The 26,495-nt window shown below is 62.3% G+C and carries 24 protein-coding genes; 9 read left to right on the top strand and 15 right to left on the bottom strand.

What is annotated here, in order from left to right; genetic code table 11:
- Positions 1–61: 61 nt before the first annotated feature.
- On the top strand, positions 62–1,324 hold the full coding sequence (locus tag EAO39_RS21445) for a class I SAM-dependent methyltransferase (protein ID WP_120971697.1): 1,263 nt from the start codon (positions 62–64) through the stop codon (positions 1,322–1,324).
- 8 nt (positions 1,325–1,332) lie between these two features.
- Positions 1,333–1,662 carry a DUF1840 domain-containing protein gene (locus tag EAO39_RS21440; protein ID WP_120971696.1) on the top strand — a complete coding sequence of 110 codons (330 nt, stop codon included), beginning with the start codon at positions 1,333–1,335 and terminating at the stop codon, positions 1,660–1,662.
- Between the two features lie 65 nt (positions 1,663–1,727).
- On the opposite strand, the gene EAO39_RS21435 is transcribed toward EAO39_RS21440, so the two are convergent.
- From EAO39_RS21435 to EAO39_RS21395, 8 genes are all read right to left on the bottom strand, one after another.
- A complete protein-coding gene (locus EAO39_RS21435; protein WP_120971695.1) occupies positions 1,728–2,717 on the bottom strand; it encodes a tripartite tricarboxylate transporter substrate-binding protein in 990 nt (329 codons plus the stop codon).
- Positions 2,718–2,910: 193 nt separating this feature from the next.
- Positions 2,911–4,158, bottom strand: a complete 1,248-nt coding sequence (locus EAO39_RS21430; RefSeq protein WP_120971694.1) for an AMP-binding protein — start codon at positions 4,156–4,158, stop codon at positions 2,911–2,913.
- 118 nt (positions 4,159–4,276) lie between these two features.
- Complete coding sequence (locus tag EAO39_RS21425; RefSeq protein WP_120971693.1) at positions 4,277–5,116, bottom strand: ABC transporter ATP-binding protein; 840 nt, start codon at positions 5,114–5,116, stop codon at positions 4,277–4,279.
- Positions 5,117–5,307: 191 nt separating this feature from the next.
- Positions 5,308–6,624 carry an ABC transporter substrate-binding protein gene (locus EAO39_RS21420; RefSeq protein WP_120971692.1) on the bottom strand — a complete coding sequence of 439 codons (1,317 nt, stop codon included), beginning with the start codon at positions 6,622–6,624 and terminating at the stop codon, positions 5,308–5,310.
- 231 nt (positions 6,625–6,855) lie between these two features.
- A complete protein-coding gene (locus EAO39_RS21410; protein WP_120971691.1) occupies positions 6,856–7,920 on the bottom strand; it encodes a branched-chain amino acid ABC transporter permease in 1,065 nt (354 codons plus the stop codon).
- 17 nt (positions 7,921–7,937) lie between these two features.
- Positions 7,938–8,867 carry a branched-chain amino acid ABC transporter permease gene (locus EAO39_RS21405; RefSeq protein ID WP_120971690.1) on the bottom strand — a complete coding sequence of 310 codons (930 nt, stop codon included), beginning with the start codon at positions 8,865–8,867 and terminating at the stop codon, positions 7,938–7,940.
- A gap of 11 nt (positions 8,868–8,878) precedes the next feature.
- On the bottom strand, positions 8,879–9,664 hold the full coding sequence (locus EAO39_RS21400; protein WP_120971689.1) for an ABC transporter ATP-binding protein: 786 nt from the start codon (positions 9,662–9,664) through the stop codon (positions 8,879–8,881).
- 11 nt (positions 9,665–9,675) lie between these two features.
- Positions 9,676–11,604, bottom strand: a complete 1,929-nt coding sequence (locus tag EAO39_RS21395; protein ID WP_120971688.1) for an AMP-binding protein — start codon at positions 11,602–11,604, stop codon at positions 9,676–9,678.
- A 257-nt stretch (positions 11,605–11,861) separates the two neighbouring features.
- Here EAO39_RS21395 and EAO39_RS21390 point away from each other — a divergent pair, with 257 nt between their 5' ends.
- The 3 genes from EAO39_RS21390 to htpG all read left to right on the top strand — a co-directional run bounded on the left by EAO39_RS21390 (position 11,862) and on the right by htpG (position 16,994).
- Positions 11,862–12,593: a Crp/Fnr family transcriptional regulator gene (locus tag EAO39_RS21390; RefSeq protein ID WP_120971687.1), complete on the top strand. Its 732-nt coding sequence runs from the start codon at positions 11,862–11,864 to the stop codon at positions 12,591–12,593.
- A 108-nt stretch (positions 12,594–12,701) separates the two neighbouring features.
- On the top strand, positions 12,702–14,846 hold the full coding sequence (locus EAO39_RS23055; RefSeq protein ID WP_240467159.1) for a pseudouridine synthase: 2,145 nt from the start codon (positions 12,702–12,704) through the stop codon (positions 14,844–14,846).
- A gap of 204 nt (positions 14,847–15,050) precedes the next feature.
- Positions 15,051–16,994 carry a molecular chaperone HtpG gene (htpG, locus tag EAO39_RS21380; RefSeq protein WP_120971686.1) on the top strand — a complete coding sequence of 648 codons (1,944 nt, stop codon included), beginning with the start codon at positions 15,051–15,053 and terminating at the stop codon, positions 16,992–16,994.
- Positions 16,995–17,261: 267 nt separating this feature from the next.
- On the opposite strand, the gene EAO39_RS21375 is transcribed toward htpG, so the two are convergent.
- Positions 17,262–17,498, bottom strand: a complete 237-nt coding sequence (locus tag EAO39_RS21375) for a hypothetical protein (RefSeq protein WP_120971685.1) — start codon at positions 17,496–17,498, stop codon at positions 17,262–17,264.
- Positions 17,499–17,674: 176 nt separating this feature from the next.
- Between EAO39_RS21375 and EAO39_RS21370 the strand changes: the two genes are divergently transcribed.
- Entirely contained in the window at positions 17,675–19,066 is a 1,392-nt protein-coding gene (locus EAO39_RS21370) for a PLP-dependent aminotransferase family protein (RefSeq protein ID WP_120971684.1), read from the top strand.
- Positions 19,067–19,251: 185 nt separating this feature from the next.
- On the opposite strand, the gene EAO39_RS21365 is transcribed toward EAO39_RS21370, so the two are convergent.
- Both EAO39_RS21365 and EAO39_RS21360 read right to left on the bottom strand, forming a co-directional pair.
- Positions 19,252–20,457 carry an MFS transporter gene (locus EAO39_RS21365; RefSeq protein WP_120971683.1) on the bottom strand — a complete coding sequence of 402 codons (1,206 nt, stop codon included), beginning with the start codon at positions 20,455–20,457 and terminating at the stop codon, positions 19,252–19,254.
- A gap of 46 nt (positions 20,458–20,503) precedes the next feature.
- Positions 20,504–20,965 carry a RidA family protein gene (locus tag EAO39_RS21360; protein WP_120971682.1) on the bottom strand — a complete coding sequence of 154 codons (462 nt, stop codon included), beginning with the start codon at positions 20,963–20,965 and terminating at the stop codon, positions 20,504–20,506.
- Positions 20,966–21,117: 152 nt separating this feature from the next.
- On the opposite strand from EAO39_RS21360, the gene soxR reads away from it, so the two are divergent.
- Entirely contained in the window at positions 21,118–21,609 is a 492-nt protein-coding gene (gene soxR, locus EAO39_RS21355; protein WP_120971681.1) for a redox-sensitive transcriptional activator SoxR, read from the top strand.
- Between the two features lie 9 nt (positions 21,610–21,618).
- Here soxR and EAO39_RS21350 read toward each other — a convergent pair whose 3' ends face one another.
- Positions 21,619–22,830 (bottom strand): MFS transporter, encoded by a 1,212-nt coding sequence (locus EAO39_RS21350; RefSeq protein WP_240467158.1) that lies wholly within the window; start codon positions 22,828–22,830, stop codon positions 21,619–21,621.
- A gap of 326 nt (positions 22,831–23,156) precedes the next feature.
- On the opposite strand from EAO39_RS21350, the gene EAO39_RS21345 reads away from it, so the two are divergent.
- The gene (locus EAO39_RS21345; protein ID WP_240467157.1) at positions 23,157–23,624 is read left to right on the top strand and encodes a hypothetical protein; all 468 of its coding nucleotides are present in this window, start codon (positions 23,157–23,159) and stop codon (positions 23,622–23,624) included.
- Between the two features lie 24 nt (positions 23,625–23,648).
- On the opposite strand, the gene EAO39_RS21340 is transcribed toward EAO39_RS21345, so the two are convergent.
- Positions 23,649–24,689, bottom strand: a complete 1,041-nt coding sequence (locus tag EAO39_RS21340) for a serine/threonine protein kinase (RefSeq protein WP_120971679.1) — start codon at positions 24,687–24,689, stop codon at positions 23,649–23,651.
- 132 nt (positions 24,690–24,821) lie between these two features.
- On the opposite strand from EAO39_RS21340, the gene EAO39_RS21335 reads away from it, so the two are divergent.
- Positions 24,822–25,502: a 2'-5' RNA ligase family protein gene (locus tag EAO39_RS21335; RefSeq protein ID WP_120971678.1), complete on the top strand. Its 681-nt coding sequence runs from the start codon at positions 24,822–24,824 to the stop codon at positions 25,500–25,502.
- Here EAO39_RS21335 and EAO39_RS21330 read toward each other — a convergent pair.
- Both EAO39_RS21330 and EAO39_RS21325 read right to left on the bottom strand, forming a co-directional pair.
- Positions 25,499–25,915 carry an organic hydroperoxide resistance protein gene (locus EAO39_RS21330; protein WP_120971677.1) on the bottom strand — a complete coding sequence of 139 codons (417 nt, stop codon included), beginning with the start codon at positions 25,913–25,915 and terminating at the stop codon, positions 25,499–25,501. The genes EAO39_RS21335 and EAO39_RS21330 overlap by 4 nt on opposite strands.
- A 180-nt stretch (positions 25,916–26,095) precedes the next feature.
- A complete protein-coding gene (locus EAO39_RS21325) occupies positions 26,096–26,494 on the bottom strand; it encodes a hypothetical protein (RefSeq protein WP_120971676.1) in 399 nt (132 codons plus the stop codon).
- Position 26,495 lies beyond the last annotated feature (1 nt).

The raw sequence follows: 26,495 nt of genomic DNA, 5'->3' as shown, positions 1-26,495 counted from the left end.
CCGACACATCCCTGATTGCACCGTCTTGACCCTGCAATCAGGGATGTGAAAAATGGGGTAGATGAAAAACCTGTTAAGCACATTGGAATCGCATCTGGCCACGCTGCCAGTGACCACTTCTGTGCAGCTATCCTCCGGGGAACGCATAGGCCCGGACAACAGTGCGGTTCAGCTGAGCTTTCGCTCTCCCAAGGCGCTGGCGGCACTGGCTGACGGGCAGATTGGCTCGGTGGGAGCGGCCATCGTGGAAGGCTGGGTCGATGTCAAAGGCCGTGCACGCGACATCATGGCCGTCGCTACGGGGCTGCTGCAGGGCAACCCTGTGGAGCTGGCGCCGACCTGGCTGGAGCAGTCCGTCTCCAAGGCCAAGTCGCTGGCCATGCACACGCTCACGCGGGATGCCGAGCAAATCCAGTTTCACTACGATCTCTCCGACGAGTTCTATGCGCTGTGGCTGGACCCGAGGCGGGTCTATTCCTGCGCCTACTACCGGGACTTGAGCATGAGTCTGGCGCAGGCCCAGGAAGCCAAGCTCGATCACATCTGCAAAAAACTGCAGCTGCAGCCCGGTGAACGCTTCTGGGACATAGGCTCGGGCTGGGGCGGTCTGATCTTCTGGGCAGCGGAAAACTATGGCGTGCAAGCCCATGGCATTACCTTGTCGCGCAACCAGTTCGAGTACGTGCAGCGCAAGATCGAAGCCAAAGGCCTGCAAGGCCGTGTGACGGTGGAGTTGCGCGACTACCGGCAGATGGACGGCGTGCCGCCTTTTGACAAGATTGGCTCGGTAGGCATGTTCGAGCATGTGGGCAGCGCCCATCTGGCCGAGTATTTTCAAACCATCTACCAGATGCTCCAGCCCGGCGGCATGGCCTTGGTGCACGGCATCACGGCCGGGGGCGTGAACAATGGCGAGGTGGGCGCCGGGATTGGCGGCTTCATCAACCGCTACATCTTTCCGGGCGGGGAGTTGATGCACATCAGCCGCGTGCTGCACGACCTGGGGAAAAGCGGGCTGGAGATGGTGGACGTGGAGAATCTGCGCCCCCACTATGCGCGCACGCTCTGGGCCTGGTCCGACAGTCTGGAAGCCCAGCTAGCGCAGGCGCAAAGCATTCTGACGACCCAGTACGATGCTGACAGGGCGGCCAGGGCCTTGCGTGCCTATCGCCTGTATCTGGCCGGTTGTGCCATGGGCTTCGAGCACGGCTGGGTGGCTTTGCATCAGATGCTGTGCATCAAGCCCGACGGCGATCTGCAGCATGGCGTGATGCCGGGTGCACAGAGCCGCTATGCTTTCAACCGCGAATACATCTACCGCTGAAGGACACCATGCTCTACAAATTCAAATCGCGCGCTACCGCAGATCTCATCATGCTGGAAGCCAATGGCCGTCAGGTGCTGGAAATCATGGGCAAGCCGCTAGAGGCGCACGGTATTGTCACCGTGGAGCAGATTCCTGCCGCGATTGCGGCGCTGGAAGCCGCCGTGGCCGAGGATGCGGCCCGCCGTGCCGCCACCGGTGCGGACGATGCCGATGAAGCTGAGGAAGACACGAGCTCGTCGGGTGCCAAGGACGGCGTGAGTCTGGGGCGGCGCGTGGCGCCGCTGGTGGAGATGCTGCGCCGCAGCGCCGCCGAAGGCCGGGAGGTGACCTGGTAGCCCGCCGAGCAGGCAAAAAACAAAGCCCGCGCAATGCGGGCTTTGTTGTTGAGGGCGTATGCCTATCAGTCGGCGTAGGTGCCGGCAGCCTTGATGACCTTGCCCCACTTGGCGATTTCGGCTTCCACAAACTTCTTGTGGCCGGCGGGGTTGATGCGGTCATCCGTAGCGATCACGGCGCCCAGGGCTTCCTGGCGCTTGATGAACTCGGGATCCTTGAGCGAAGTCTTCATGGCTTCGTTGATCTTCTGCACCACTTCGGCAGGCGTGCCCTTGGGGGCGTACAGGCCGTGCCAGATGGTGACGTTGAAGTCCTTCAGGCCCAGGGATTGCAGCGTGGGCAGATCCTTGAGTGCCGGCGTGGTCAGAGGCTTGGCGGTGGTCACGGCATAGGCCTGCACCTTTTTGGCGGCGATCTGCGACGTGGTGTTGGTGGTCTGGTCGCACAGCAGATCGACCTGGTTGCCCATCAGATCGGCAATTGCAGGAGCTGCACCCTTGTAAGGCACAGGCGTCATATCGTTTTGCAGGGCCGCCTGGAACATCAGACCGCAGAGGTGGGAGGCGGAACCGATGCCGGCGTTGGCCAGGTTCACCTTGCCCTGGTTCTTGCCGACCCAGTCCTTGACTTCAGCGAAGTTCTTGGCGGGCAGGGTGGGGCGGCCGATGAGCGTCATGGGCACATCGTTGATGATGCCGGCGTACTCGAAGTCGTTGAGCACATTGAAGGGCAGCTTGCGATACAGCGTCGGGATGGTGGACATGGCGATGTGCGTCAGCAGCAGCGTGTAGCCATCGTTCCTGGCGCGAGCGGCCTTGCCGATGCCGATGGTGCTGCCGGCGCCGTCGGCGTTGTCGATCACGATGGTGGCATTGCCCAGTTGCTTGCGCATGGACTCGGCCAGGTCGCGGGCCACCTTGTCGGTGGGGCCGCCGGCGGTGAACGGAACAATGATGGTGATCGTTTTGCCAGCGACAGGATAGGTGTCGGCATGGCTGCTCATGGCGGCCGCAGCAGCCAGAGCCACGGTGGCAATTTTGAAATAAGTCTTCATGGTGTCCCCCCTAAGAATCTAGTCCGAACGGGTCAAGAAAGTTGCCCGAATCAGGTGTAAGGCCGGATTCTAGGGAGTAGGACAGAGTAGGGTTTTATTTATTTTCTAAGTGTTATCCCGGGCGGCTACGGGTATTTACGAGCGGTTTGCGCTTGCGCAAATCCGCAAGCGCAAACCGGGCGGAGTGAGGCGCTTACCGGTAGGAGCGGGCGTCCTCCACCACCTTGCCGTCATTGGGCAGACTGCCAGGCGCCACCATCTGCACCTCGCCGCGCAGCTTGGTCACTTCGCGCAGGGCATCGATCACTTGCAGGGCAAAGCCGGGTGCGGTTTCCGTGGTTTCCACCAGCAACTGCATCTGGTCGTTGGCCATCTCGCCGGTGACCACCAGCCTGGCCTTGGCTATCTGCGGAAAGCGTTTGACGACCTCGGCCACCTGCTTGGCATGCACAAACATGCCGCGCACCTTGGTGGTCTGATCGGCGCGGCCCATCCAGCCCTTGATGCGGGCGTTGGTGCGGCCCGTGGGGCACTGGCCGGGCAGATAGGCAGAGAGGTCGCCTGTGCCGAAGCGGATCAGCGGATAGTCGGGGTTGAGCGTGGTGACGACCAGCTCGCCCACCTCGCCCTCGGCCACCGGGTCGCTGGTACCTGGGCGCACGATTTCCACGATCACGCCTTCATCAAGCACCAGGCCTTCGCGGGCGCTGGTTTCGTAGGCAATCAAGCCCAGGTCGGCCGTGCCGTAACACTGATAGGCATCGATGCCGTGATCGCGCATCCAGGCGCATAGCGAAGGCGGAAAGGCCTCGCCGCTGACCATGGCCTTGCTCAGGCTGGTCAGCTGGATGCCCATCTCCAGGGACTTCTCCACAATGATCTTGAGAAAGCTGGGCGTGCCCACATAGGCGGCGGGCTGCAGATCGAGCATGGCCTGCACCTGCTGCTCGGTCTGGCCGGTGCCGCCGGCAAACACCGTGCAGCCCAGGGCGTGGGCGCCGGTTTCCATCATCGAGCCTGCAGGCACGAAGTGGTAGGAAAAACAGTTGTGAACCAACTCGCCGGTGCGAAAGCCTGCGGCATACATGGCGCGGGCCATGCGCCAGTAATCGCTGCGACGGCTTTCGGGTTCGTAAATCGGACCGGGGCTGGCAAACACGCGCGGCATGTCGTGGCCGGTGGCAATGGCGTTGAAGCCGCCAAAGATTTGCTGGGGCCGCTGTGCGGCCTGGCGCTCCAGCAGCTCGCTTTTGCGCGTGACGGGCAGCTGGGCCAGTGCGGCGCGGCTGTTGATGCGGCTGGCATCCACGCCTTTGAGCAGCTCGGCAAACGCGCCGGAATGCCGCTGGGCATGCGCGATCTGTTCGGGCAGGCGCGCCATCAGCTCGGCTTCGCGCTGCTCCGGGCTGCGGGTTTCCAGGGCATCGTAGAAGTGGCTCATCTCATCTCTCCTGCACGCATTTGTTCCAGTGAATTCAGATTTCAGGCGAAGCAAGCCTTATCCGCTGGTGTCGCAAGCGGGGTTTGCTATTGAATTGGTAGTTATGTCTTTGAGGTGTTCAGGCCAGCCAGCGCTTGCGGCGCTTGTAGCTCTTCACATCCTTGAAGCTCTTGCGCTCGCCGCCGCCCACGCCCAGGTAGAACTCCTTGACGTCTTCGTTGCTGGCCAGATCGCTGGCCTTGCCGTCCATCACGATGCGGCCGCTTTCCATGATGTAGCCATAGTCGGCGTATTTGAGCGCCATATTGGTGTTCTGCTCGGCCAGCAGGAAGGTGACTTTTTCCTTGCTGTTGAGGTCTTTGACGATGTGAAACACCTCATCGACGATCTGCGGCGCCAGACCCATGGAGGGCTCATCGAGCAGCACCATGCGAGGGTTGCTCATCAGGGCGCGGCCGATGGCACACATCTGCTGCTCACCGCCCGAGGTATAGGCAGCCTGGCTGGTACGGCGGGTCTTGAGGCGCGGGAAATAGTTGTAGACCTTTTCCAGATTGGCGGCGATCTCGCCCTTGTCTGTGCGGGTGTAGCTGCCGGTCATCAGGTTTTCTTCAATCGTCAGGTGGGCAAAGCAGTGGCGCCCTTCCATGACCTGAACCACGCCGCGCTTGACCAGCTCGGCCGGGGAGAGATTCTGGATCTGCTCGCCTTCCAGGGTGATGCCGCCTTTGGTGACTTCGCCGCGCTCGCCCTTGAGCAGATTGGAGATCGCCCGCAGCGTGGTGGTCTTGCCCGCGCCGTTGCCGCCCAGCAAGGCCACGATGCTCTGGTGGGGCACCTGCAGCGAGACGCCTTTGAGCACCAGGATCACATGGTTGTAGATGACCTCGATGCCATTGACCTCCACCAGCGGCGCGGCTGCGGCAGAGGTGGAAACTGTGTGTGGGGAATCGGTCATGCGCTCACCTGGTGATATCAAAATTGATAGCTTTTTACGCTTGATAAATAAGCGTTTGAGGCTTGTTTCGTTTAAATCATGATTCGCTGCTACGGCCCTGCTCAGAGACATCGAGCAAGGGCCGCCCCGCAGCGAGGATGCCGTCCCCCTCCCGATGCGACGCAGCGAGAGAGGGGGAAGGCGCTAGCGCCTCAGGGGGTGCAGGTCCTCACCTTGACGTTCTTCTCCTTGGCGTACTTGTCCGCATATTCCTTGACCAGCGGATCGATCAAGGTCTTGTCGGACTGGTACCAGTCGGAAGTCACGGTGAACTTGGCGCCGTCCCAGGTAGCAATGCGCGCCCAGTCGGCACCCAGGTGGTTGTCACAGCTGGTCTTGAAGGGGCGGATGATCTTGCCAAAGCCCAGCTCGTTGAGGCGGGCCTGGGTCAGGTTCAGGTTTTCCAGGCCCCAGCGCACTTGCTCGGGGCTCATGACCTTGCCCTTGCCGAATTTTTCCTGCGCGGTGCGAATGGCTTCGACCTGCAGCATGGAAATCATCATGCCGCGGGTATGTGCCAGCTGGCCCAGCTCCTTGGCATCCTTGGCCGTGCCCTGGTTCTTGTCGTAGACCTGGGCCTTGACTTCGTCATGCACCTTGTCGCGCTCGGCCGTGTTGTGGATGGTCACGGTGTTGTAGCCCTTGGCGCCGGCACCGATGTCTTTGACGTCATGGTCGGAGCCGCCCCACCAGATGGCGTACATCTTCTCGCGGGGGTAGCCGGTGGCCTGGGCTTCGCGCACGGCCGTGGGGGTCATCACGCCGGCAGACCACAGCAGCACATAGTCGGGGCGGTTCTGGCGAATCTGCAGCCAGGTGGATTTCTGCTCCACGCCAGGTGCCGTCACGGGCAGCTTGATCAACTCAAAGCCTTCCTTGGCAGCGCGCTTTTCCAACAGTGGAATGGGTTCCTTGCCATAAGGCGAGTCGTGATAGACCAGGGCGATCTTCTTGCCCTTGAGGTTGCCTTTTTCCTTCTTCAGAATGTCCTGAATCATGGAGTCTGCGGCGGTCCAGTAGTTGCCCAGCAGCGGGAAGTTCCACTCGAACACCTTGCCGTCTGCCGATTGCGACAGACCATAGCCGGGCGTGACGACGGGAATCTTGTCGCCCACGGCCTTGTCCGTCACGGCAAAGGTGATGCCGGTGGACTGGGTGTCAAAGCCCGAAGCGCCGCCGTCCTTGCCTTTCAGGCGCTCGTAGCATTCCACGCCCTTGGCCGTGTCATAAGCGGTTTCGCATTCCTCGAACTTGATCTTCACGCCGTTGATGCCGCCCTTGGCGTTGATGAGCTTGAGGTAATCCTGTTTGCCGTCGGCCCATGGGATACCCAGAGGTGCGAACTGGCCGGTGCGGTAGACCAGCAAAGGCACAAACTGTTCCTGGGCCATGGCCGCAGGCGACGCCATCAGGGCGCCCATGCCAGCGGCGACGGTAGCAGCGGCAATCGCAACTTTCTTGAACATCATCAACTGTCTCCTTGGGTTGTTTGGGAAAAAGTCCCGGGCAGGCACTCTGTGGTGTCTTAAGAAAAATAAGAGTTCAGGCAATTAAAGCTGTCTTCGGAACTGGCAAGAGCCATCTCAGAGACATCAAGCAAGGGCCGCCCCGCAGCGAGGATGTCGCCGGCTGCCCGTAAGCCCTCCTCCCGCGTAGCGAGAGAGGAGGAAGGCGCGAAGCGACTCAGGAGGTGTTTCATATCAATGTGGAAACGGCCAGACGCGCAGCTTTTGGCGTGCGGTAGCCCAGAGCTTGGCCAAACCATGCGGTTCCACAATCAGGAAGAACACGATGAGGGCACCAAAAATCATGTGTTCCAGATAGGTGGCCGTTGCGGTGTACAGGGGCAGGCCCAGCCAGTGCGGCACCTGATTGAGCAGCAGAGGCAGCAGCACAAAGAAGGCCGCGCCGAAAATGCTGCCCACCACCGAACCCAGGCCGCCGATGATGATCATGAACAGCAGCTGCAGCGAACGGTCCAGGCTAAAGGCCGCAGGCTCCCAGGCGCCCAGGTGCACAAAGCCCCAGAGCGCGCCGGCGATGCCGACGATGAAGCTGCTGACGGCAAAGGCCGAGAGCTTGGCGTAGGTGGGGCGGATGCCGATCACGGCCGCTGCCACATCCATGTCGCGCATGGCCATCCACTCGCGGCCGATGGCGCTGCGCACCAGGTTCTTGGCGGCCAGGGCCAGCACGCACAGTAGTACCAGGCATAGCAGGTATTTCTCCATGGGCGTGTCGATCTGCCAGCCGGCAATGGCCAGAGGCTTGGCGCTGACCGAGCCGGACGAGGAATTGTTCGTCACCCAGGCGGCACGGGTGGTCAGCCAGTCCACAAAGAACTGGGCGGCCAGCGTGGCCACGGCCAGGTACAGGCCGCGAATGCGCAGGCTGGGCAGACCGAAAATCACGCCGAACACCATGGCTACCAGACCGCCGCCGATCAGGGCCAGCAGCAGGGGCATGCCTTCGATTCGGGCCTGCAGGTTGTAGGCTGCATAAGCGCCTACGGCCATGAAGGCTGCGGTTCCCAGAGAAATCTGGCCGCAGTAGCCCACGAGGATGTTGAGGCCCAGCGCTCCCAGCGACATGATGACGAAGGGAATCAGAATGGCCTGAAAGGTGTAGTCGCTGGCAATGAAGGGGACGATCAGAAAGGCCACGGCCAAAATGAGCCAGATGGCCAGGCGATCCTGGGTGACGCCAAAGATCTGCTGATCGGCCGCGTAGCTGGTCTTGAACTGCCCGTTTTCACGATAAAACATCTTCTTGTTCTCCCGGTTCAGACGCGGTCAATGATCTTGTCGCCGAACAGGCCTTGAGGCCTTACCAGCAGGAAACACAGGGCCAGACCGTAGGCAAACCAGGTCTCGATGCCGCCGCCCACCATGGGGCCCAGATAGACTTCGGAGAGCTTCTCGCCCACGCCGATGATCAGGCCGCCGATGATGGCGCCGGGCAGCGAGGTCAGGCCGCCCAGAATCACCACGGGCAAGGCCTTCAGGGCCACCAGCGACAGCGAGTACTGCACGCCGAGCTTGCTGCCCCAGATGATGCCCACTACCAGGGCCACGCCGCCGGCCACCGACCAGACGATGACCCAGATGCGCGACAGGGGGATGCCTATGGATTGAGCGGCCTGGTGGTCGTCCGCCACGGCGCGCAGGGCACGGCCCGTCTTGGTTTTCTGGAAAAAAATGCTCAAGGCAAGCACCATGATGGCGGCGATGCAGGCGGCGTACAGGTCTTCCAGGCTGATCAGCACGCCACCGGGAAACAGGCCGTCCATGATGAAGATGGGGTCCTTGGGCATGCCCACATCGATCTTGTAGACCTCGCTGCCGAAGACCATGGGGCCCAGGCCGTCCAGCAGATAGGCAATGCCCAGGGTGGCCATCAGCAAGGTGATGGGCTCCTGATTGACCAGATGGCGCAGGGCCAGTCGCTCGATCACCCAGGCCACGACGACCATCAGGGCCAGGGTGACGATGATGGCCAGCAGATTGCCGACGATGCCGGGCGCCATGCCCAGCCAGCCGGGAATCCATTGCGAAAAACGCGCCATGGCCAGGGCCGAGAACAGCACCATGGCGCCCTGGGCGAAGTTGAAAACACCCGAGGCCTTGAAGATCAGCACAAAGCCGATGGCGATCAGTGCGTACAGCGTGCCCACCATGAGGCCGCCGAACAAGGTTTCTAAGAAAAATCCCATGCTCTGCTCCTTCAGTGACCAGCGCCAAGATAGGCCTGGATCACGTCTGCGTTATTGCGTACTTCTTCGGGCTCGCCATCGCCGATCTTCTTGCCGTAGTCCAGCACCACGACGCGGTCGGAGATGTCCATCACCACGCCCATGTCATGCTCGATCAGCACGATGGTGGTGCCGAACTCTTCGTTCACATCGAGGATGAAGCGGCACATGTCCTGCTTTTCTTCCACGTTCATGCCGGCCATGGGCTCGTCCAGCAATAGCACCTGGGGTTCCATGGCCAGGGCACGGCCCAAATCCACGCGTTTTTGCAGGCCGTAGGGCAGCTGGCCCACGGGGGTCTTGCGGTAGGCCTGGATTTCGAGGAAGTCGATGATGTGTTCGACAAACTCCCGGTGGGCAATCTCTTCGCGCTGTGCAGGCCCTATGCGCAGAGCCTGCAGCAGGACGTTGCTCTTAATCTTGAGGTTGCGGCCGGTCATGATGTTGTCGATCACGCTCATGCCCTTGAACAGCGCCAGATTCTGGAAGGTGCGGGCCACGCCCATCTCTGCCACCTGGCGGCTGTTCATGTGATTGAAGGTCTGACCTCGGAAAGTGATGGAGCCTTCGGACGGCGTGTAGACGCCGTTGATGCAGTTGAGCATGGAGCTCTTGCCGGCACCGTTGGGGCCGATGATGGAGCGGATCTCATGCTCGCGCACATTGAACGAGATGTCGGTCAAGGCCTTCACCCCGCCAAAGCGCAGGCTGATGTTCTTGATGTCCAGAATGACGTCGCCAGCTTTTCTTGTACTCATGGCATTCCTTCTCAGGCGGCGCGGGCCGGGTGAACCTTGGCATCCAGGATGGTGAGGGTGGCGCTGACGCTGCCGGTGCGCCCGTCCTCGAACTTGACCTGGGTCTCGATGAACTGCTGTGTCTTGCCCGTGTACAGGGCGTCGACCAACACGCCGTATTTGTCGGCGATGAAGTTGCGGCGCACCTTGCGGGTGCGGGTGAGTTCGTCGTCGTCCGGATCCAGCTCCTTGTGCAGCACCAGAAAGCGCGCCACCTGGGTGTCGGCCATGCCGGCTTCGGCAGCCAGATCGGCATTGACCTGGCCTATGCACTCGGCCACCAGCTCCAGCACCTTGGCCTTGGAAGCCAGATCCACATAGCCGCCATAAGGCAGACCCTGGCGCTCGGCCCAGTTGCCCACGGCTTCGTAGTCAATGTTGATGAAGGCGCAGACCTCGTCCTTGCCGTGGCCGAAGCACACGGCTTCCTTGATGTGCGGGAAGAACTTGAGCTTGTTTTCTATGTAGTTGGGCGCAAACATGGCGCCGCGGCTGGTCTTGCCCACATCCTTGGCGCGGTCGATGATGCGCAGCTGGCCGCTGGCATCGATCACGCCGGCATCGCCGGTATGAAAGTAGCCGTTTTCGTCAATCACTTCGGTCGTGGCATCGGGGCGCTTGTAATACTCCTTGAGCACGGAAACGCCCTTGACCAGCACTTCGCCGTTGTCGGCAATCTTGAGTTCGATGCCTGGGGCAGCCTGGCCCACGCTGGACAGTTCCACCTGCCGGTCGCGCTGAATGCAGACATAGGCGCAGGTTTCGGTTTGCCCGTAGAGCTGCTTGAGGTTGATGCCGATGGAGCGGAAAAAGCGGAACAGCTCCGGGCCGATGGCGGCGCCGGCGGTGTAGGCCACACGGATGCGCGACAGACCCAAGGCGTTGCGCAGCGGCCCGTAGATAAACAGGCTGCCCAGCTGGTACTTGAGCCTGTCCAGGGCGCTCACGTTCTTGCCGTCCAGAATGTCCGAGCCCACGCGGCGTGCCACGGCCATGGCCTTGTCATACATCCATTGCTTGAAGGGTGCGGCGTCCTCCATGCGAATCGACACCGAGGTCAGCATGCCTTCGAAAATACGGGGCGGCGCAAAGTAGTAGGTGGGGCCGATCTCGCGCAGGTCGATGGAGATGGTGGAGGCCGACTCCGGGCAGTTGATGGTGAAGCCTGCCACCAGCCATTGCGCAAACGAGAACAGATGGTCGCCCACCCAGGCCGGGGGCAGATAGCAGATCACATTGTCGGAAGCGGTGAGCTTGTCGGTCTCCACGCCGCCCCGGGCGGATTCACCAAAGCTTTTGTGCGTCTGGCATACGCCCTTGGGCTTGCCCGTGGTGCCCGAGGTGTAGAGGATGACCGAGACATCGTCGGGCGAGATGGTCTGAAGCATGGCCTCATAGCCGCCGGCATGCTGTGCTTCCCACTCCTTGCCCTTGGCCAGCAGCTCTTGCGTGCTGATCAAACCCGGCTGGTCGTATTTGCGCAGACCGCGCGGGTCGTCATAAATGATGTGGGTGATGGAGGGCACCAGCTCGCGCACTTCCAGCAGCTTGTCCACCTGCTCCTGGTTTTCTGCAAAGGCAAACGCGATTTCTGCGTCTTCCATCACAAAGCGCATTTCGGCGGCCACCGCATCCTGGTACAGCGGAATCGGTACGGCGCCGCAGGCCTGCACGGCCAGAAAGCCCATGTACACATGGGGCCGGTTGTCGCTGATGAAGGCCAGGTTCTGACCGCGCTGCAAGCCCAGGGCGCGCAGGCCGCAAGCCATATGGCGTACGGTTTGCTCGGCCTGGCGCCAGCTCCAGCTTTGCCAGATGCCGTATTCCTTCTCGCGCAGGGCCGGAGCATCAGGGCGTTCGGTCGCGTGCTTGAGCAGCAAGTGCGGGAACGTGGTGGTCATGCCTAGTCCTCTGTTGCAATTCTTGGTTGTCAAAAAGCAAACAGCCGCTCGAAAGGCGAAGCACCAAACGCTGTTTACAAAGTCTTGCAGGCATCCTATGGGTGACTTTGACGTCCTGATGTCTGTCTGACGACAATTCAAGGGTAACTCTCCATAGTGGATATCCGCTGTGGCAAATGCTGCTGAAAGGGGCGCATTTGCTGCCTCGGGGGAATCCCGCTTTCCCTGGCGTGCTGCAGCGGCAATGCTCTTGCCCCATGAGTCAAGAACTGTCTTTGCACCAGAGGCGCCGAAAGCCTCGGCCCGATGAGTTGGATGGAATACCGTGGTTGTCAGTCCTGCAGCCTGCCGAGCGCGACAAAGTGTTGAACGTGCTGGTGGTGGGCGATGCCGATCCCGGCGATTACGTTTGCCGTACCGGACGTTCGCCCACCTACTGGTTTGGCGTGGTGGACGGATTGCTCAAGATGAACACCGATAGTGCCGATGGCGCCAGCATGACGCTGGCCGGCCTGCCGCCCGGCGGCTGGTTTGGCGAGGGCACGGCCGTCAAGCGCGAACCCTATCGCTACAACGTGCAGGCCCTGCGCAAAACCGTGGTGGGCGGCCTGCACATCGACACCTTTCACTGGCTGCTCGATCACTCCATAGGCTTTAACCGCTTTGTCATGCACCAGCTCAATGAGCGGCTGGGCCAGTTCATTGCGGCGCGCGAAATCGACCGCATGAGCAACCCCGACCTGCGCGTGGCGCGCAGTCTGGCAGCCTTGTTCAACCCCTTGCTCTATCCCGGCGTGGGTCAGGTGTTGCGTATCACCCAGCAGGAGCTGGCCAACCTGGTCGGCCTGTCGCGCCAGCGCGTCAATGAAGCCCTGGCCGTGCTCCAGCACGAGCGCGTGATTCAGGTCGAATACGGCGGCTTGCGGGTGTTGGATCTGGATGCCTTGAGACGTGGGGAATTCAGCCCGCCGCGCAAGGCTGCCGCTTAGCGCAATTGGCGCGGGTGGCAAGGAATCCTGGATAAAACCCGGCACCACGCTGGAATTGTGGACAAGTCGCTGATTTAAAAGGGCTTGTCGCGCGACAATAGCGGCCTGATGTCATCCAATTCCCCTAAAGATTCCGGCGCCCCAGGCGCTGGCAAGTCCTCCGCGTCGTCTGATTCTTCTTCGGCGCGCCCTGTTTTGCGTGCTCCTGCCAAGCCCGCGCCCGCTCGCGGCGCCCCGGCAGGCCGCGATGCAGGCCGAGGCCGCAGCAGTGATGCGCGAGGTTCCCGAGATAGCCGTGACGGCCGTGACGCCCCCCGTGGTGGCGATCGCGCCGAGCGCAGCGGCGGTCGTGATTTCCGAGACAACCGCCCCCAGCGTGACGAGCGACCCGCCCGCACCTCGGGCTTCGGTCGTCCGGATCAAGGCCGTCCGGCCCGTGATGCCAATCGTCCGATTCGCGAAGACGGCGAACGCCGTGGCGGTTTCTCGCAGCGCGACGGTCAGCCGCGCGAGCGTTTCGAACGCAACGAGCACAACGACCGTCCCCGTTCGGACCGTGCTTACTCTGATCGCCCCCGCTTTGAGCGCCCCCAGTTTGACCGTGCCGAGCGCCCGGCTGAGCAAGGCGAGCGTCGCTTTGGCGGCGGTGACCGTGGTTTCCGCCCCTACGGCGAAAGCTCCGGTGACCGTGGCGATCGCGGTGAGCGTCCAGAAGGTCGTGGCTTTGGCCGTTCTGATGGCGAGCGCCGTGACTTCCGTCCTTCGGGCGACCGCCCTGAAGGCCGTCGTGACGACCGTGGTTTCGCCCCTCGTCGCGATGACCGTGGCGACCGTGGTGATGCCCGTCCAGAAGGTCGTGGCTTTGGTCGTCCTGATGGTGAACGCCGTGACTTCCGTCCTTCGGGCGACCGTCCAGAAGGCCGTCGTGACGACCGCGGTTTCGCCCCTCGTCGCGATGACCGTGGCGACCGTGGTGATGCCCGTCCAGAAGGTCGTGGCTTTGGTCGTCCTGATGGCGAGCGCCGTGACTTCCGTCCTTCGGGCGACCGTCCAGAAGGCCGCCGTGACGACCGTGGCTTCGGTCCTCGTCGCGATGACCGTGGCGACCGTGGTGATGCACGCCCCGAAGGTCGTGGCTTTGGCCGTCCCGATGGCGAGCGCCGTGACTTCCGTCCTTCGGGCGACAGTCCAGAAGGCCGTCGTGACGACCGTGGCTTCGGCCCCCGTCGCGATGACCGAGGTGATCGAGGTGATCGCCCAGCGCGTCCTGAAGGTCGTTCCTTCGATCGTGGTGATCGCAAGGACTTCCGCGGTGGTTCGCGCGATGACCGCGGCGGCAGCCGTGGTGGCGAACCGCGCCATATTCCCGGCTCCTTTGTTTCCGAGTCCGAGCGCCGTCCTACGACGGGCATTCGTACCTACCGTCCCGCATCCGATGGCTCGGACCGTGCCATTCCCGTCAAGCGTGCCGAAGTCGCGGTGAACCAGGACGATCGTCCCGGTGCGATCCGCATCAACAAGCGCATTGCCGATATGGGCATGTGCTCGCGCCGCGAGGCCGATGAGTGGGTGGAAAACGGCTGGGTCAAGATCAATGGCGAAGTTGCCGTGATGGGCCAGAACGTGGTGCCGGGCGACCGCATCGACGTGGACCAGAAGGCGCAGGACCGCCAGGACCAGCAAGTCACCATCCTGCTGCACAAGCCCATGGGCTATGTCAGCGGTCAGGCCGAAGACGGTCACGAGCCCGCCGTGGTGCTGGTCAAGCCAGAAAACCGCTGGAACCAGGATCACAGCAAGACGCGCTTCAACTTCAGTCAGTTGAAGGGCCTGGCGCCTTGCGGCCGCCTGGACATTGACTCCGTCGGTCTGCTGGTGATGACCCAGGATGGCCGTGTGGCCCGCCACATCATTGGCGAGGACTCGGAAGTCGACAAGGAATACCTGGTGCGCGTGACCTTTGGCGACCGCGATGTGGATGTGCAGTCCGTTTTCCCGGCAGACCAACTGGCACTGCTGTGCCACGGCCTGGAGCTGGACGGTGAACCCCTCAAGCCCGCCAAGGTGGACTGGCAAAACCCCGAGCAGCTGCGCTTTGTGCTGACCGAAGGCAAGAAGCGCCAGATTCGCCGCATGTGCGAACTGGTGGGTCTGCGCGTGGTGGGTCTGAAGCGCATCCGCATCGGTGGCGTGACGCTGGGCAATCTGCCCGTGGGTCAGTGGCGCTATCTGGCGCCTCATGAACAGTTCTGAGGCTTTGAAACAGATTTTTAATTGAATCTGCTCTAACCCCTTTGCATATAAGCGCAAGCAGCTATTCTTTTTGAGTAGTGCTTGCGCTTTTTTCATGAGCCTGCGGCCCTTGAAATCCCGGGCTCTGTCCTTAAGTGTTGGCCAGCATCGCCATGAGTGCCTCTTGTGGCGGCTTGATTTTCTTCATTTTTCGCTCACAAATACATGACAAAGCAAACCCATTCCTTCCAGGCCGAAGTGGCCCAGTTGCTGCATCTGGTCACGCATTCGCTGTATTCCAACCAAGAGATCTTTCTGCGCGAGCTGATCTCCAATGCGTCTGATGCTTGCGACAAGCTGCGTTTCGAGGCGCTCAACGACTCCAGCCTTTATGGCGATCAACCGAATCTGGAAGTGCGTGTGTCCTTTGATGAGAAGGCCAAGACGCTGACCATCACCGACACCGGCATCGGCATGAGCCAGCAGGAGGCCATTGACAATCTGGGCACGATTGCCAAGAGCGGCACCAAGGCCTTCATGGACAAGCTCAGCGGCGACCAGAAGGCTGATTCGCAGCTGATCGGCCAGTTCGGCGTGGGCTTTTACTCCGGCTTTATCGTAGCCGACAAGATCACCGTGGAAACACGCCGTGCCGGCGCTCCGGCTTCCGAAGGCGTGCGCTGGATCAGCGGCGGCTCGGGTGATTTCGAAGTCGAGCAGATCGAGCGCGCCGAGCGTGGCTCCAGCATCATCTTGCACCTGCGCGACGATGCCCAGGAATTCCTCAACGGCTACAAGCTCAAGCAAGTCATCGCCAAGTATTCCGACCACATCAGCCTGCCCATCCTGATGGAAAAGGAAGAGTGGAAAGACGGCGAAAACGATCAGCCCGGCCAGATGGTCAAGACCGGCGAGTGGGAAACCGTCAACAAGGCCAGCGCTCTGTGGACCCGCGCCAAGAAGGACATCTCCGAAGAGCAGTACAAGGACTTCTACAAGGCCATCAGCCATGACTTTGAAGATCCGCTGACCTGGAGCCACAACCGCGTCGAAGGCAATACCGAGTACACGCAGCTGCTCTACATCCCTGCCAAGGCTCCGTTCGATCTGTACCAGCGCGACAAGAGCGCCGGCATCAAGCTGTATGTGAAGCGCGTCTTCATCATGGACGATGCCGAAGCGCTGATGCCCAACTACCTGCGCTTTGTGAAGGGTGTGATCGACTCCGCCGATCTGCCGCTGAACGTCAGCCGCGAACTGCTGCAGGAAAGCCGCGATGTGAAGCTGATCCGCGACGGTTCGGCCAAGCGCGTGCTCTCCATGCTCGAAGACCTGGCTCGCCACGACAAGCATGAAGTGGCCGCAGAAGGTGATGTGACCGATGTGGTCAGCGAAGAGGACAAGGCCAAGGAAGGCAAGTACAGCCAGTTCTACAACGAGTTCGGCGCCGTCCTCAAGGAAGGTCTGGGCGAGGACTTTGGCAACAAGGAGCGCATTGCCAAGCTGCTGCGCTTTGCCTCGACCACACACGAAGGTCTGACCGTCTCGCTGGCCGACTACAAGGCCCGCATGAAGGAAGGCCAGGACGCGATCTACTACATCACGGCCGACACCCTGGCTGCCGCCAAGAACAGCCCGCAGCTGGAAGTGTTCAAGAAAAAGGGCATTGAAGTGCTCTTGATGACCGACCGCGTGGACGAGTGGGCCCTCAACTATCTGAACGAGTTTGACGGCACGCCGCTGCAATCCGTGGCCAAGGGCGCGGTGGATCTGGGCAAGCTGCAGAACGAAGACGAGAAGAAGGCCGCCGAAGAGGCCGCCGAAGCCTTCAAGCCTCTGCTGGCCAAGCTCAAGGACGCTCTCAAGGACAAGGCCGACGATGTGCGCGCTACCAGCCGCCTGGTCGATTCGCCCGCTTGCCTGGTGGTGCAGGACGGCGGCATGAGCCTGCAGCTGGCCCGTTTGCTCAAGCAAGCCGGTCAGGCCGCGCCCGAATCCAAGCCCGTGCTGGAAGTGAACCCCGAGCACCCGCTGGTCAAGAAGCTGGACGGTTCGGTCCACTTCCACGATCTGGCGCAGATCCTGTTTGACCAGGCTGTGCTGGCTGAAGGCGGTCTGCCCGAAGACCCGGCCTCCTACGTCAAGCGCGTGAATGCGCTGCTGGCCTAAACGGCTTAGCTCCCAATGAAAATCCCCGCAGAGTGGTGGCTCTGCGGGGATTTTTTTATGGCTTGCAACGGGCTTGGAGGGCTGGAGCCGGCTAAAAGTAGACTTCTTCCCAGGTCAAGGTTTCCGTTCGACCTCCATGACTTCAACTTCGTCATCTGCAATAGCAATGCGAGGTAGCTTGCCATCTTCGATGGGGTTGCCGCTGATGGTTGTTCGACGAATGCAGGATTCATCGCCCGACTGGATATCGTTGGCCCCGTCTTGCCATCATGGCAGGCTCAAGTCCATACCGAGCATCTTGGCAATGCCGAAGGTGAAGAGCAGCACAGCCAGCAGTCCCAGCAGGAAAAGGGCCGCCACCTTGGCGACCGTGCGCAGCAACGCACCCTTGCTCACCCCCTTCTTCTTGCCTTGGTCGTAATGCCACTTGATGGCGAAGAACATGCACGTGCCGAAGATGAGAACCTTGAACGTAACGAAGACTACAGGGACCCAATCGATCATTTTGAGAATTTCCAGCCTATGACTTGACACTGTCTACCGTGAGGAACACCACCTCCCAGATGAGAGAGGCGAAAACGTCAGCGACGGCCATACAAGAATAGTGTCGCTATACGTTCTGAGGCATATTACTTAAAAGCAATTTCCATACATTGAGAGAAGCATCGCCGTTGAAATCCATGCAAGATGACAATTTGCCAATCTGGTTGCCGCGATTGGCCGTGCAGGGCGGACCCCGTTTTTTGCAGATCGCGGATGCCTTGCAGGCGGCGGTGGCCGACGGATCTTTGACCCCGGGCGACCGCCTGCCTCCGCAGCGCCGCCTGGCAGCACAGCTGGACGTTGACCTGACGACAGTCACGCGCGCCTACGACGAAGCCAGACGCCGCCACTTGTTGGAGGGCCGCGGTGCTCGAGGCACTTATGTCGCGGCGCCGAAAGTCGAATTGACCGCGGTCCTCGATTTGAGCATGAATACCCCACCACCGCCGGATGGCGTGGACTTCGACGACATGTTGAAGCAAGGTCTGTCTCAAGTCTTGATGAGGACAGATGCTGAATTGCTGATGACTTACCACTTGGGCGGGGGAAGCGACTCTGACCGCAAGGCTGGAGCCCAATGGCTTGAGCCTATGTTTGGAGCTCTGGATTCGGGGCAGGTGCTGGTCTGTCCGGGTGCGCAAGCGGCGATCGCCGCCTTGATCCTGGCTCTGACGGAGCCTGGCGATGTGATTCTGGCAGAGCCGACCAGCTATCCCGGCCTGCGTACCGCGGCAACCCAATTTGGCCGGCGCATTATTGCGGTGCAAGCGGACCAACACGGAATGCTGCCTGAGATGCTGGAGAAAGCGTGCCGCCAGCACAGGCCTGGGCTGGTCTATCTCAATCCGACATTGCAGAACCCGACCGCCATCACCATTCCGGAGCGCCGGCGCGAGAAGCTGGCCCGCATCGCCACGCGCTGCAATGTGCGCATCGTCGAGGACGATCCCTACTGGCTGCTGGCCGATGCCCCGCCACCACCGATCGCCACGTATGCCCCGGAACAGGTGTACTACATCTCAACCCTGTCGAAATGCCTGACGCCCGGCCTGCGTGTTGCCTTCGTGCTCATACGTGACCCGCAGGAGCGCGAACGTTTTCTGGTCGCGCTCAGGTCATTTGCGCTGATGGTTGCGCCTCTGACGGCCGCACTGGCCACGCAATGGATCCTCGACGGTTCGGCGGCCGGATTGATGGCAGGCGTACGCAAGGAGGCGCGTCTGCGCCACTGGATGGCCAGGGATATTCTGGCGGGGCGGTACAGCGGCTCTGGAGACGGCCTGCATATATGGCTTGAGTTGCCGGGGGATTGGAGCTCCGCACAGCTTGCGCGTGCCGCCGACAACGAGGGCATAGCCGTCACGCCGGCGGAGGCATTCACAACGGACACCAGCAGCAGCGGGTCCGTGAATGCCATTCGCATCTCTTTGGGCAGCATCAAGGACCGTGGACGCTTGCAGGCAGGTCTTCAACGGCTGTCTCATTTGCTTGCGCGGCGCCCCGAGTCGTTCAGCGCTGCCGTGGTTTAGCTGGGTAGGAAAAACGGTGCATCCCCAGGAGTTCTCTCACTGCGGTCGCACGTGGGTTGAAGCCTGTCAGCCCAGGCCAATCGCGGATTGCTTCGCAATGCCTAGGCACTCGCAGCCAAGAAACATATCAAAATAGCTGCCAGCGCTTATTTGTAAAGCGCTGGCAGCTATCAATTCAAGAGTTTTTAAAGCTTCTGCCTAGCCAGCAAGCGGCGATCCCAGATCACTGAGCCCAGCGTGATCAGGCCCAGCAGGCCGCCCATCAGACTGGTGCCGTTCCAGCCATGGCTGAGCCAGGCCCAGGAGCCCAGGGCCGAGCCCACCGATGCGCCCATGAAATACGTGGTCATATACACGGCGTTGATGCGCGAGCGTGCCTGGGGTGCCAGGGCGTAGATCACGTTCTGGTTGCTGATGTGCAGAGCCTGCAGTGCGCCATCGACCACCAGCATGCCGACCAGAAACCACCACAGGCTGCTGCCGCCCAGCCACAGGGCCAGCCAGCCCAGCAGCATCAGCACGGCACCGGCCAGTGTGCAGGCCTGCTCCATGCCCTTGTCGGCCAGGCGCCCGGCCACATTGGCCATCAGCGCGCCGGCGATGCCGACAATGCCTATCAGGCCGATCTGCAGATCGGACAGCTGAAAATTCGGCCCCCCCAGCAGCAGCGCCATGCTGGAAAACAGCACGCTCACGGTGGCAAAGCCGGCGCCGCCAATCAGCGCCCGGCTGCGCAGGCGCGGATGCTGGCGCAGCAGGGCGGCCAGAGATTTCATGACCTCGCCATAGCCCACGGGTGCGGCCGGTGCGGCCTTGGGCAGGGCGCGCGCCAGCATCACGGCCATCAAGGCAGTGCAGACCGCGCCCACCCAGTACACCGTGCTCCAGCCGCCCAGCTCCGACAGAATGCCGGCCACGCTGCGCGAGGCCAGGATGCCAATCAAGAGCCCGCTCATTACCAGCCCCACAGCCCGGCCGCTGCTGCCGGGCGCGGCAAAGCTGGCGGCCATGGGCACCAACACCTGCGCGGCCACGGAGAACACGCCGGCCATCAGCGTTCCGGCGGCCAGCAGGGCAAAGCTGCCGGTGAGGCCGCTCAGGCCCGACAGCAGCATGCCGCCGGCGGCCAGCAGCATCAGGGTCAGCACCAGGCGCCGCCGCTCCAGCATGTCGCCCAGTGGCACCAGAAACAGCAGGCCCAGACCATAGGAGACCTGGGCCATGGTGACGGTGCTGGAGGCCTTGGCATCGCTGATCTGCAGATGCTGGGCCATGGAGTTGAGCAAAGGCTGGTTGAAGTAATTGGCCCCGGCACACAGGCCGCAGGCCGTGGCCATGAGCAGCAGAGTGGGGGTCTTGAGTATGGGTTGCGCTGGGGTCGTGGCTGTCATGGGCAATCGGTGGAGCTGAAAGGGCTGAGGCTGTGTTTGGCTTGGGTCAAGCGGCAGTTGCGGGAACGGCAGCTGTGGCCTCCACCTCAATCAGCATGCCGGGCAGGGCCAGCTTGGAGACGGGAATCAGCGTGCAGGCTGGAAAGCGGGGGCGCGGGTCATCGGCCTCGCCGCTGCCCCAGTGCTGGCGCAGGCTGTACTGCCAGTGGCCGAAGCGCTCCAGCGAGTGATCGACGATGAGCACCGTGAGCTTGACCACATGGCCCATGTCTGCAGCGCCTGCCGCCAGAGCGGTCTGGATATTGGCCAGAGCCTGTGCAGCCTGCTCGGCAAAGCAGTCGGACAGCTCGGCTTCGGCGTTTTCGCCGCCCTGGCCCGAGACGAACAGCCAGCGTACGGGTTCCTGAACCGCCACCACATGGCTGTAGCCGTTGGGGCTGCTGTCATACAGGCCGGCAGGTTGAATGATGAGATGAGGCGAAGTGTGCTGCGAGTTCGCACTGGGCATGAAAATCCTTGGATGGGCCGTGACGCTGGCGTGGTTTGCCAGAAACTGTGGGTTATTCTTCAACCTTAACCAAGCTTGAGGTCAAGCATTCAGTGCCAGTGGGCCTGCGCGGAATGTGGGCATGGCGGGGTTCAACAGCCAAAGGAAGATTCATGCCATCGACAAAGCCTGCGGGCCACACCCCTGTGTTCGAGGCCGCAGCCGCTACGGGGCCGGCGCTGCAGGAGCTCAGCGTGGGCGATGTGGCAAGGCGCAGCGGCGTGGCAGTGTCCACGCTGCATTTTTATGAAAGCCGGGGCTTGATTGCCAGTGCGCGCACGGCGGGAAACCAGCGCCGCTACCCGCGTGCGGTGCTGCGGCGGGTGGCCGTGATCAAGGTGGCGCAGCGCATGGGCGTGCCCTTGGCTGAGATTGCGCAGGCGCTGAGTGCTTTGCCGCCCGGCGAGTTGCCCAGTCAGGCCGACTGGGCCGCCTTGTCGGCCCAGTGGCGGCAGCAGCTGGATCAGCGCATCGAAGGCCTGACGCAGCTGCGCGATCAGCTCGATGGCTGCATTGGCTGCGGCTGCCTCTCGCTCAAGGCCTGCCCTTTGCGCAATGGCGAGGACTGCCTGGCCCAGGCCGGGCCGGGGCCGCATTTCCGCTGAGGACGGTTCTTACTGTCTTGGAGTCGGCAGGACGCGGGCGCGCATGCACATCAGGCCCAGAAGCGTCGTCAGAATGCCCAGGCAGACGCAGAACGCTACCAGGGCGCGGGTCAGGCCGATGGAGTCAGACAGCCAACCCAGACCCAGGATGGGAACAATCGTGCCCAGATAGCCAATCACCAGATAGGTGGACAGCAGGCCGGTGCGGGAGACGGGTTTGGAGACCTTGTTGACCACGGACAGCCCGGCCAGATTGCACAGTCCATGGCCGGCGGCCGTGGTCAGCACGCTGAGGGCAAACAGCCAGGGCGAGCCTACAAAGGTGTTGACCATGAGCAGCAGATTGCTCAGCGTCAGCGCAAAAAAACCGGTGATGATCACGCTCTTGGTGGCGTAGGGCCGCGCAATCAGCTGCACGCCGGCCGAGAGAAACAGAATGATGCCTATGGACAGGCCCGAGACGGCCGGCCCGTGCCAGGGCAGCATATGTTCCATGAAGCTGGGTGCCAGAGAGGCAAACAGGCTGAACATGCCAAAGGCCGAAAACGCCGCCATGCAGCCCAGGGCATAGTGGGCCAGAAACGGCTTGCGCGGCTGGGAGATGCTGGGGCGCACGTCCCGAAGGGACAAGGGCTGGTTCGGGGCGATGACGGTATTGGCCGACTCTGGCAGGCGCAACTGGAACAGCGCATAAATGCCCAGCAGGCTGAGCAGCAGCGAGGGCATATAGGCCGTCTGCAGCGGTGCGGGCAGCCATTGCGCCATCAGACCACCGACCACGGGCCCCAGGCCGAAGCCGAAGGCGATGGTCAGGCTGGTGGTGGCGGCAGCGCGCTGCAGATCGCCGCTGTTGTTGAGCCGGGTCATGCCCACGGAGGCCGAGGTGGTGATCAGCCCCGAGGCAATGCCGATGACGAAGCGGCAGACGGCAAAGCTGGCCACATTCCATGCCAGGGCCGAGGCCAGCACGCCGGCCGTCATGAGGATCAGGCCGCTGCGCAGCACGGGCAGAAAGCCGAAGCGGTCGGTCAGCCGCCCCAGAAACAGCAGGCTGGCCAGAGCGCCGAACATATAGGCTACAAAAATCTGGGTGATGTGACTGGGCTGAAGCCCCCAGGCCTGCTGGTAGAGCGGGTACAGCGGGCTGGCCAGGGCGGTGCCCATGACGCCCACGCACATGGAAAAGCACACCCAGGGATAGGGTGTCCATTGAGTTCGCATGATGAATTTCTTGGTGTGGGAGCGGGTGGATACCGCTGAAGGCGGCCTTGACTGGATCATCCACGCGTTTCTAAGACTTTGCCAGCAGGCAGACAGGGGTGCCTGGCTGAATGGTTGGCAGCTCAGTGGGCCGATTTTAGAAAGCCTGCTTGCCGCCGGTGGTGCACCCCGTGCGTGCCCCTGGTGCAGACCCGGTCATCGCCGGCGGCGCTGGGCGAGTGCGGCTTGCTGTGCCAGCTTGCTGGCCGTTTCAGAGACCGGGCCGGCAAGGGAATCGCGCAGAAGAGGAAAATAAGGCCTGTACCGTCAGGAACCGGAGTCCCGCCATGTCACATACCCCATTCACCCCCGCCGCTTTGTCTCTGCGAACCGCTGCTTGCGCGGTCCTGCTCGCCTGCACGGCGCTGGCGGGCTGCGGCTCGGTAGGCGCGGGTGTGGGCATTGGTATTCCCGTGGGGCCGTTCTCGGTGGGCGTGGGCATGGGCAGCGGCGGCCTGAGCGCCGGTGTGGGCACGGGCCTAGGCCCGGTGGGTGTGGGAGTGGGTGTCAACCAGCGCGGCCAGGTGCTGGGCAGTGCCGGCGTGGGCGCCTCCACAGGCGTGGGCGGGGCCAGCGTAGGCGTTGGCACTTCCACCGTGCTGCACGACCCAAATCGGCCGCCAGCCTATGAGGAGAAAGCGCTTCCTGCTACTGCTTATGAAGCGCCGGTGCCAGCGCAAAATGCCGGCCAGATGCAGTGGCGCGATGCGCGCGGCCAGCCGGTGCCGGCCTGCAGGGCCGAAGGCCGCTGCTGAAGCGGCCAGCCCCTGTCTTCGCGCTCATGCGTACAGCGGCTCTCGCTGCATGGCTTCTATTTGTTCATGCAGCATGTCCACTTGGCTTTGCCAGTAGTCGAGGGTGCCGAACCAGGGGAAGTTGATGGCAAAAATCGGGTCTTGCCAGCGCCGGGCCAGCCAGGCGCTGTAGTGCAGCAGGCGCAGGGTGCGCAGCGGCTCGATCAGGGCCAGCTCGCGCCGGTCAAAGGGGCGAAACTGTTCATAGCCTTCCAGCAGAGCCGACAACTGCTGGGTTTGCTGATCGCGCTCGCCCGAGAGCAGCATCCACAAATCCTGCACGGCGGGGCCGCTGCGGGCGTCGTCCAGATCCACAAAATGCGGGCCGCCATGGCCTTGGTCGTCCAGCGGCGTCCACAGAATATTGCCGGGGTGGCAGTCGCCGTGCAGGCGAATCTGGGTTGCACTGTGCAGGCCAAAATGACCGGCATGGCTTAATCCATCTGCGGCAGGCGCTATCAGATGCAGAGCGCGCTCGCAGGCCAGCAGCCAGCGGCTGCGCACTTCCAGTGCCACGACATCGTTGTCCAGCAGGTAGTTCATGGGTTCATGGCCAAAGCTTTGCAGATCCAGCGCCGGGCGATGGGCAAAGGTCTGGGTCGAACCCACGGTGTGAATGCGGGCCAGAAAGCGGCCAATCCATTCCAGCACCTCCCAGTCATCCAGCTCGGGCCTGCGCCCGCCGCGCCAGGGGCTGACGCTGAAGAGAAAGCCGGCGTGCTCATGCACGGTTTGCCCCTGCAGCACCAGGGGGGCCACCACCGGCACCTCGCTTTCGACCAGCTCTTGCGAGAAGCTGTGCTCTTCCTCTATCTGCGCCCGGCTCCAGCGGCCGGGGCGGTAGAACTTGGCCACCACTCTGTCGCCCACATCCTGGTGGGCCAGGTACACGCGGTTCTCGTAGGAACTCAGCGCCGTCAAGCGCCCGTCCGGCACCAGCGCGGTGCTGCACAGGGCATCGATCACGCAGTCGGGCGTGAGGGCCGCATAAGGGTGGTCTGGCGCAGTGTCTGGAAGATGGCTCATGCCTGCATTGTCATGCGCAAATGCCTTGCTAAGGCGCAGATGGCCCTGGCAAAAGATTTGTTTTCAAAGTGGTAACTGTTTGCTCCGGCTGGTCCGTGAAACCGGTGAATTTTCGCTGGCACACTGGCGGCCATGCATGCTAGCGCCGAACTGTCCCTGCCCTGCGATGACCGCGATTTTGCCGAATGGCACCAGGGCTGCCCTTGGTGCGCGGTCTGGGTGGTGTGGCTGGATGATGCGGCGACCCGCCAGGCGGTGGCGGCCGGCCGTGCGGCCCTGGACGACTGTCTGCTGGCGCGCTATGCGCGCCAGCCGCATATCACCGTGGCCTATCGCGGCCTGTGTGCCGACGGTGATGCGCATGAAGCGGGGGAGTTCGGGCTGCAGGCCTTGCGCCGCGATCTGGGCTTGCTCAAAAACCTGGCACAACAACCTTTTGTGCTGCAGCTGGGTGGCGTGGGCAGTTTTACCTCCGTGCCTTATCTGGCCGTGGCCGAAGGCGGCGAGGCGCTGGCGGCTCTGCATGCGGCCCTGGTGCCGCAGCAGCCCGTGCCCGGCTGGCGCTATGTGCCCCATGTGACGCTGGGCCACTATGGGCAGCGCTTGCCTTTGGCCCAGGCGCTGCAAAAACTCAAGGAGCAGCAGGAGCTGGGGCAGGGGCTGCCGCCCCAGCCGGTCGGCCAGCTGGCCCTGGTGCGCTATGCCAGCGCCGATATGGCGGGACCGTTGGTGCGGGAAGGCTGCTTTGATCTGGCCGCCGGGCGCTACAGCGCCGCGCCCGGGGCTTTGTGGGCAGAGCTGGGTGAAGTTTAGGCCACCGTCAGCGCAACGTCGATGTTGCCGCGCGTGGCATTGGAGTAGGGGCAGACCTGGTGGGCTGCATCCACCAGCTCCTGGGCCTGGGCCTTGTCCATGCCGGGCAGGTTGATGGTCATGCGCACGGCGATGCCGAACACCTGGCCCACAGGGCCCAGGTCCACCTGGGCATCGACCGACAGGTCTGGTGGCAGCGTCAGCTTCTGGCGTGCGGCCACGGCCTTCATGGCGCCGATAAAGCAGGCCGAGTAGCCGGCGGCAAACAGCTGCTCGGGGTTGGTGCCCTTGCCGGCACCGCCGGGCGAGGTCAGCTGGATATCCAGACGGCCGTCATCGGTGCGCGATGCGCCTTCGCGCCCGCCGGTGGTGTGGGCGTGGGCGGTATAGAGAACTTTGTCGAGCTGGGCCATGGCTATCTCCTGGGGGTTGATGAATCTCACACGCTAACGCAAGCCGATGACGGCTGCGGTCTGCAGGGGTGATGGCTGTTGTGCCTGGAAGACAATAATCAGCATCGAAAGCCGTAAAGCGCTTTCAGATCAAGCGCATGCAGCTATGGTTTTTGATAGTTCTCTATCAAACAACCGACCTCATTCCTCGTCGTAAGGTAGATCGTCGGCGGCAATGCCCACAAAGTCCGGCGCTGGCGTATCGGGAAAGCGCAGGGCCAGCACATGGCTGTGGCCCTGGCTCAGGCGTTTGACGCAGCGGTGCATGCCGTCCATCAGCCGGCCTTCTGCATCCAGCAGAATCGGGTATTGGGTATCCGCTGCCTCCACCAGCTTCAGGTGCTCGGCAACCGCGCGTGGCGTGGGTTCGTCGCCGGGCTCGGTAAACCAGTAGCGCTCGCCGAGTTCGGTAATCTCGGCCAGTGCCACCCAATGGGGCTGCAGCCCCAAGGCGGCGGCTTGCGCAATCAGCTGGCGAACATCCCAGGCTTGCAGGCCTTGCGGGCCGGGGCGCAGATGGTATTGAGGTCGGATCTTCATG

It is taken from the genome of Comamonas sp. lk, from assembly GCF_900564145.1.
GTDB lineage: Bacteria > Pseudomonadota > Gammaproteobacteria > Burkholderiales > Burkholderiaceae_C > Comamonas.
Note: the sequence above shows the minus strand (reverse complement) of the source record. Positions and strands in the feature narration are given on the sequence as shown.

What these genes read in the sequence shown, in the direction of transcription:
- EAO39_RS21360 (WP_120971682.1), bottom strand. Translation starts at nt 20,965, where the DNA reads ATGCCCAGTGCGAACTCGCAGCACACTTCGCCTCATCTCATCATTCAA.
- EAO39_RS21390 (WP_120971687.1), top strand. Translation starts at nt 11,862, where the DNA reads ATGAGTCAAGAACTGTCTTTGCACCAGAGGCGCCGAAAGCCTCGGCCC.
- EAO39_RS21335 (WP_120971678.1), top strand. Translation starts at nt 24,822, where the DNA reads ATGCATGCTAGCGCCGAACTGTCCCTGCCCTGCGATGACCGCGATTTT.
- EAO39_RS21350 (WP_240467158.1), bottom strand. Translation starts at nt 22,830, where the DNA reads ATGCGAACTCAATGGACACCCTATCCCTGGGTGTGCTTTTCCATGTGC.
- EAO39_RS21400 (WP_120971689.1), bottom strand. Translation starts at nt 9,664, where the DNA reads ATGAGTACAAGAAAAGCTGGCGACGTCATTCTGGACATCAAGAACATC.
- EAO39_RS21405 (WP_120971690.1), bottom strand. Translation starts at nt 8,867, where the DNA reads ATGGGATTTTTCTTAGAAACCTTGTTCGGCGGCCTCATGGTGGGCACG.
- EAO39_RS21325 (WP_120971676.1), bottom strand. Translation starts at nt 26,494, where the DNA reads ATGAAGATCCGACCTCAATACCATCTGCGCCCCGGCCCGCAAGGCCTG.
- EAO39_RS21340 (WP_120971679.1), bottom strand. Translation starts at nt 24,689, where the DNA reads ATGAGCCATCTTCCAGACACTGCGCCAGACCACCCTTATGCGGCCCTC.
- EAO39_RS21445 (WP_120971697.1), top strand. Translation starts at nt 62, where the DNA reads ATGAAAAACCTGTTAAGCACATTGGAATCGCATCTGGCCACGCTGCCA.
- EAO39_RS21435 (WP_120971695.1), bottom strand. Translation starts at nt 2,717, where the DNA reads ATGAAGACTTATTTCAAAATTGCCACCGTGGCTCTGGCTGCTGCGGCC.
- EAO39_RS21425 (WP_120971693.1), bottom strand. Translation starts at nt 5,116, where the DNA reads ATGACCGATTCCCCACACACAGTTTCCACCTCTGCCGCAGCCGCGCCG.
- soxR (WP_120971681.1), top strand. Translation starts at nt 21,118, where the DNA reads ATGCCATCGACAAAGCCTGCGGGCCACACCCCTGTGTTCGAGGCCGCA.
- EAO39_RS21430 (WP_120971694.1), bottom strand. Translation starts at nt 4,158, where the DNA reads ATGAGCCACTTCTACGATGCCCTGGAAACCCGCAGCCCGGAGCAGCGC.
- EAO39_RS21345 (WP_240467157.1), top strand. Translation starts at nt 23,157, where the DNA reads ATGTCACATACCCCATTCACCCCCGCCGCTTTGTCTCTGCGAACCGCT.
- EAO39_RS23055 (WP_240467159.1), top strand. Translation starts at nt 12,702, where the DNA reads ATGTCATCCAATTCCCCTAAAGATTCCGGCGCCCCAGGCGCTGGCAAG.
- EAO39_RS21395 (WP_120971688.1), bottom strand. Translation starts at nt 11,604, where the DNA reads ATGACCACCACGTTCCCGCACTTGCTGCTCAAGCACGCGACCGAACGC.
- htpG (WP_120971686.1), top strand. Translation starts at nt 15,051, where the DNA reads ATGACAAAGCAAACCCATTCCTTCCAGGCCGAAGTGGCCCAGTTGCTG.
- EAO39_RS21440 (WP_120971696.1), top strand. Translation starts at nt 1,333, where the DNA reads ATGCTCTACAAATTCAAATCGCGCGCTACCGCAGATCTCATCATGCTG.
- EAO39_RS21365 (WP_120971683.1), bottom strand. Translation starts at nt 20,457, where the DNA reads ATGACAGCCACGACCCCAGCGCAACCCATACTCAAGACCCCCACTCTG.
- EAO39_RS21420 (WP_120971692.1), bottom strand. Translation starts at nt 6,624, where the DNA reads ATGATGTTCAAGAAAGTTGCGATTGCCGCTGCTACCGTCGCCGCTGGC.
- EAO39_RS21375 (WP_120971685.1), bottom strand. Translation starts at nt 17,498, where the DNA reads ATGATCGATTGGGTCCCTGTAGTCTTCGTTACGTTCAAGGTTCTCATC.
- EAO39_RS21410 (WP_120971691.1), bottom strand. Translation starts at nt 7,920, where the DNA reads ATGTTTTATCGTGAAAACGGGCAGTTCAAGACCAGCTACGCGGCCGAT.
- EAO39_RS21370 (WP_120971684.1), top strand. Translation starts at nt 17,675, where the DNA reads ATGCAAGATGACAATTTGCCAATCTGGTTGCCGCGATTGGCCGTGCAG.
- EAO39_RS21330 (WP_120971677.1), bottom strand. Translation starts at nt 25,915, where the DNA reads ATGGCCCAGCTCGACAAAGTTCTCTATACCGCCCACGCCCACACCACC.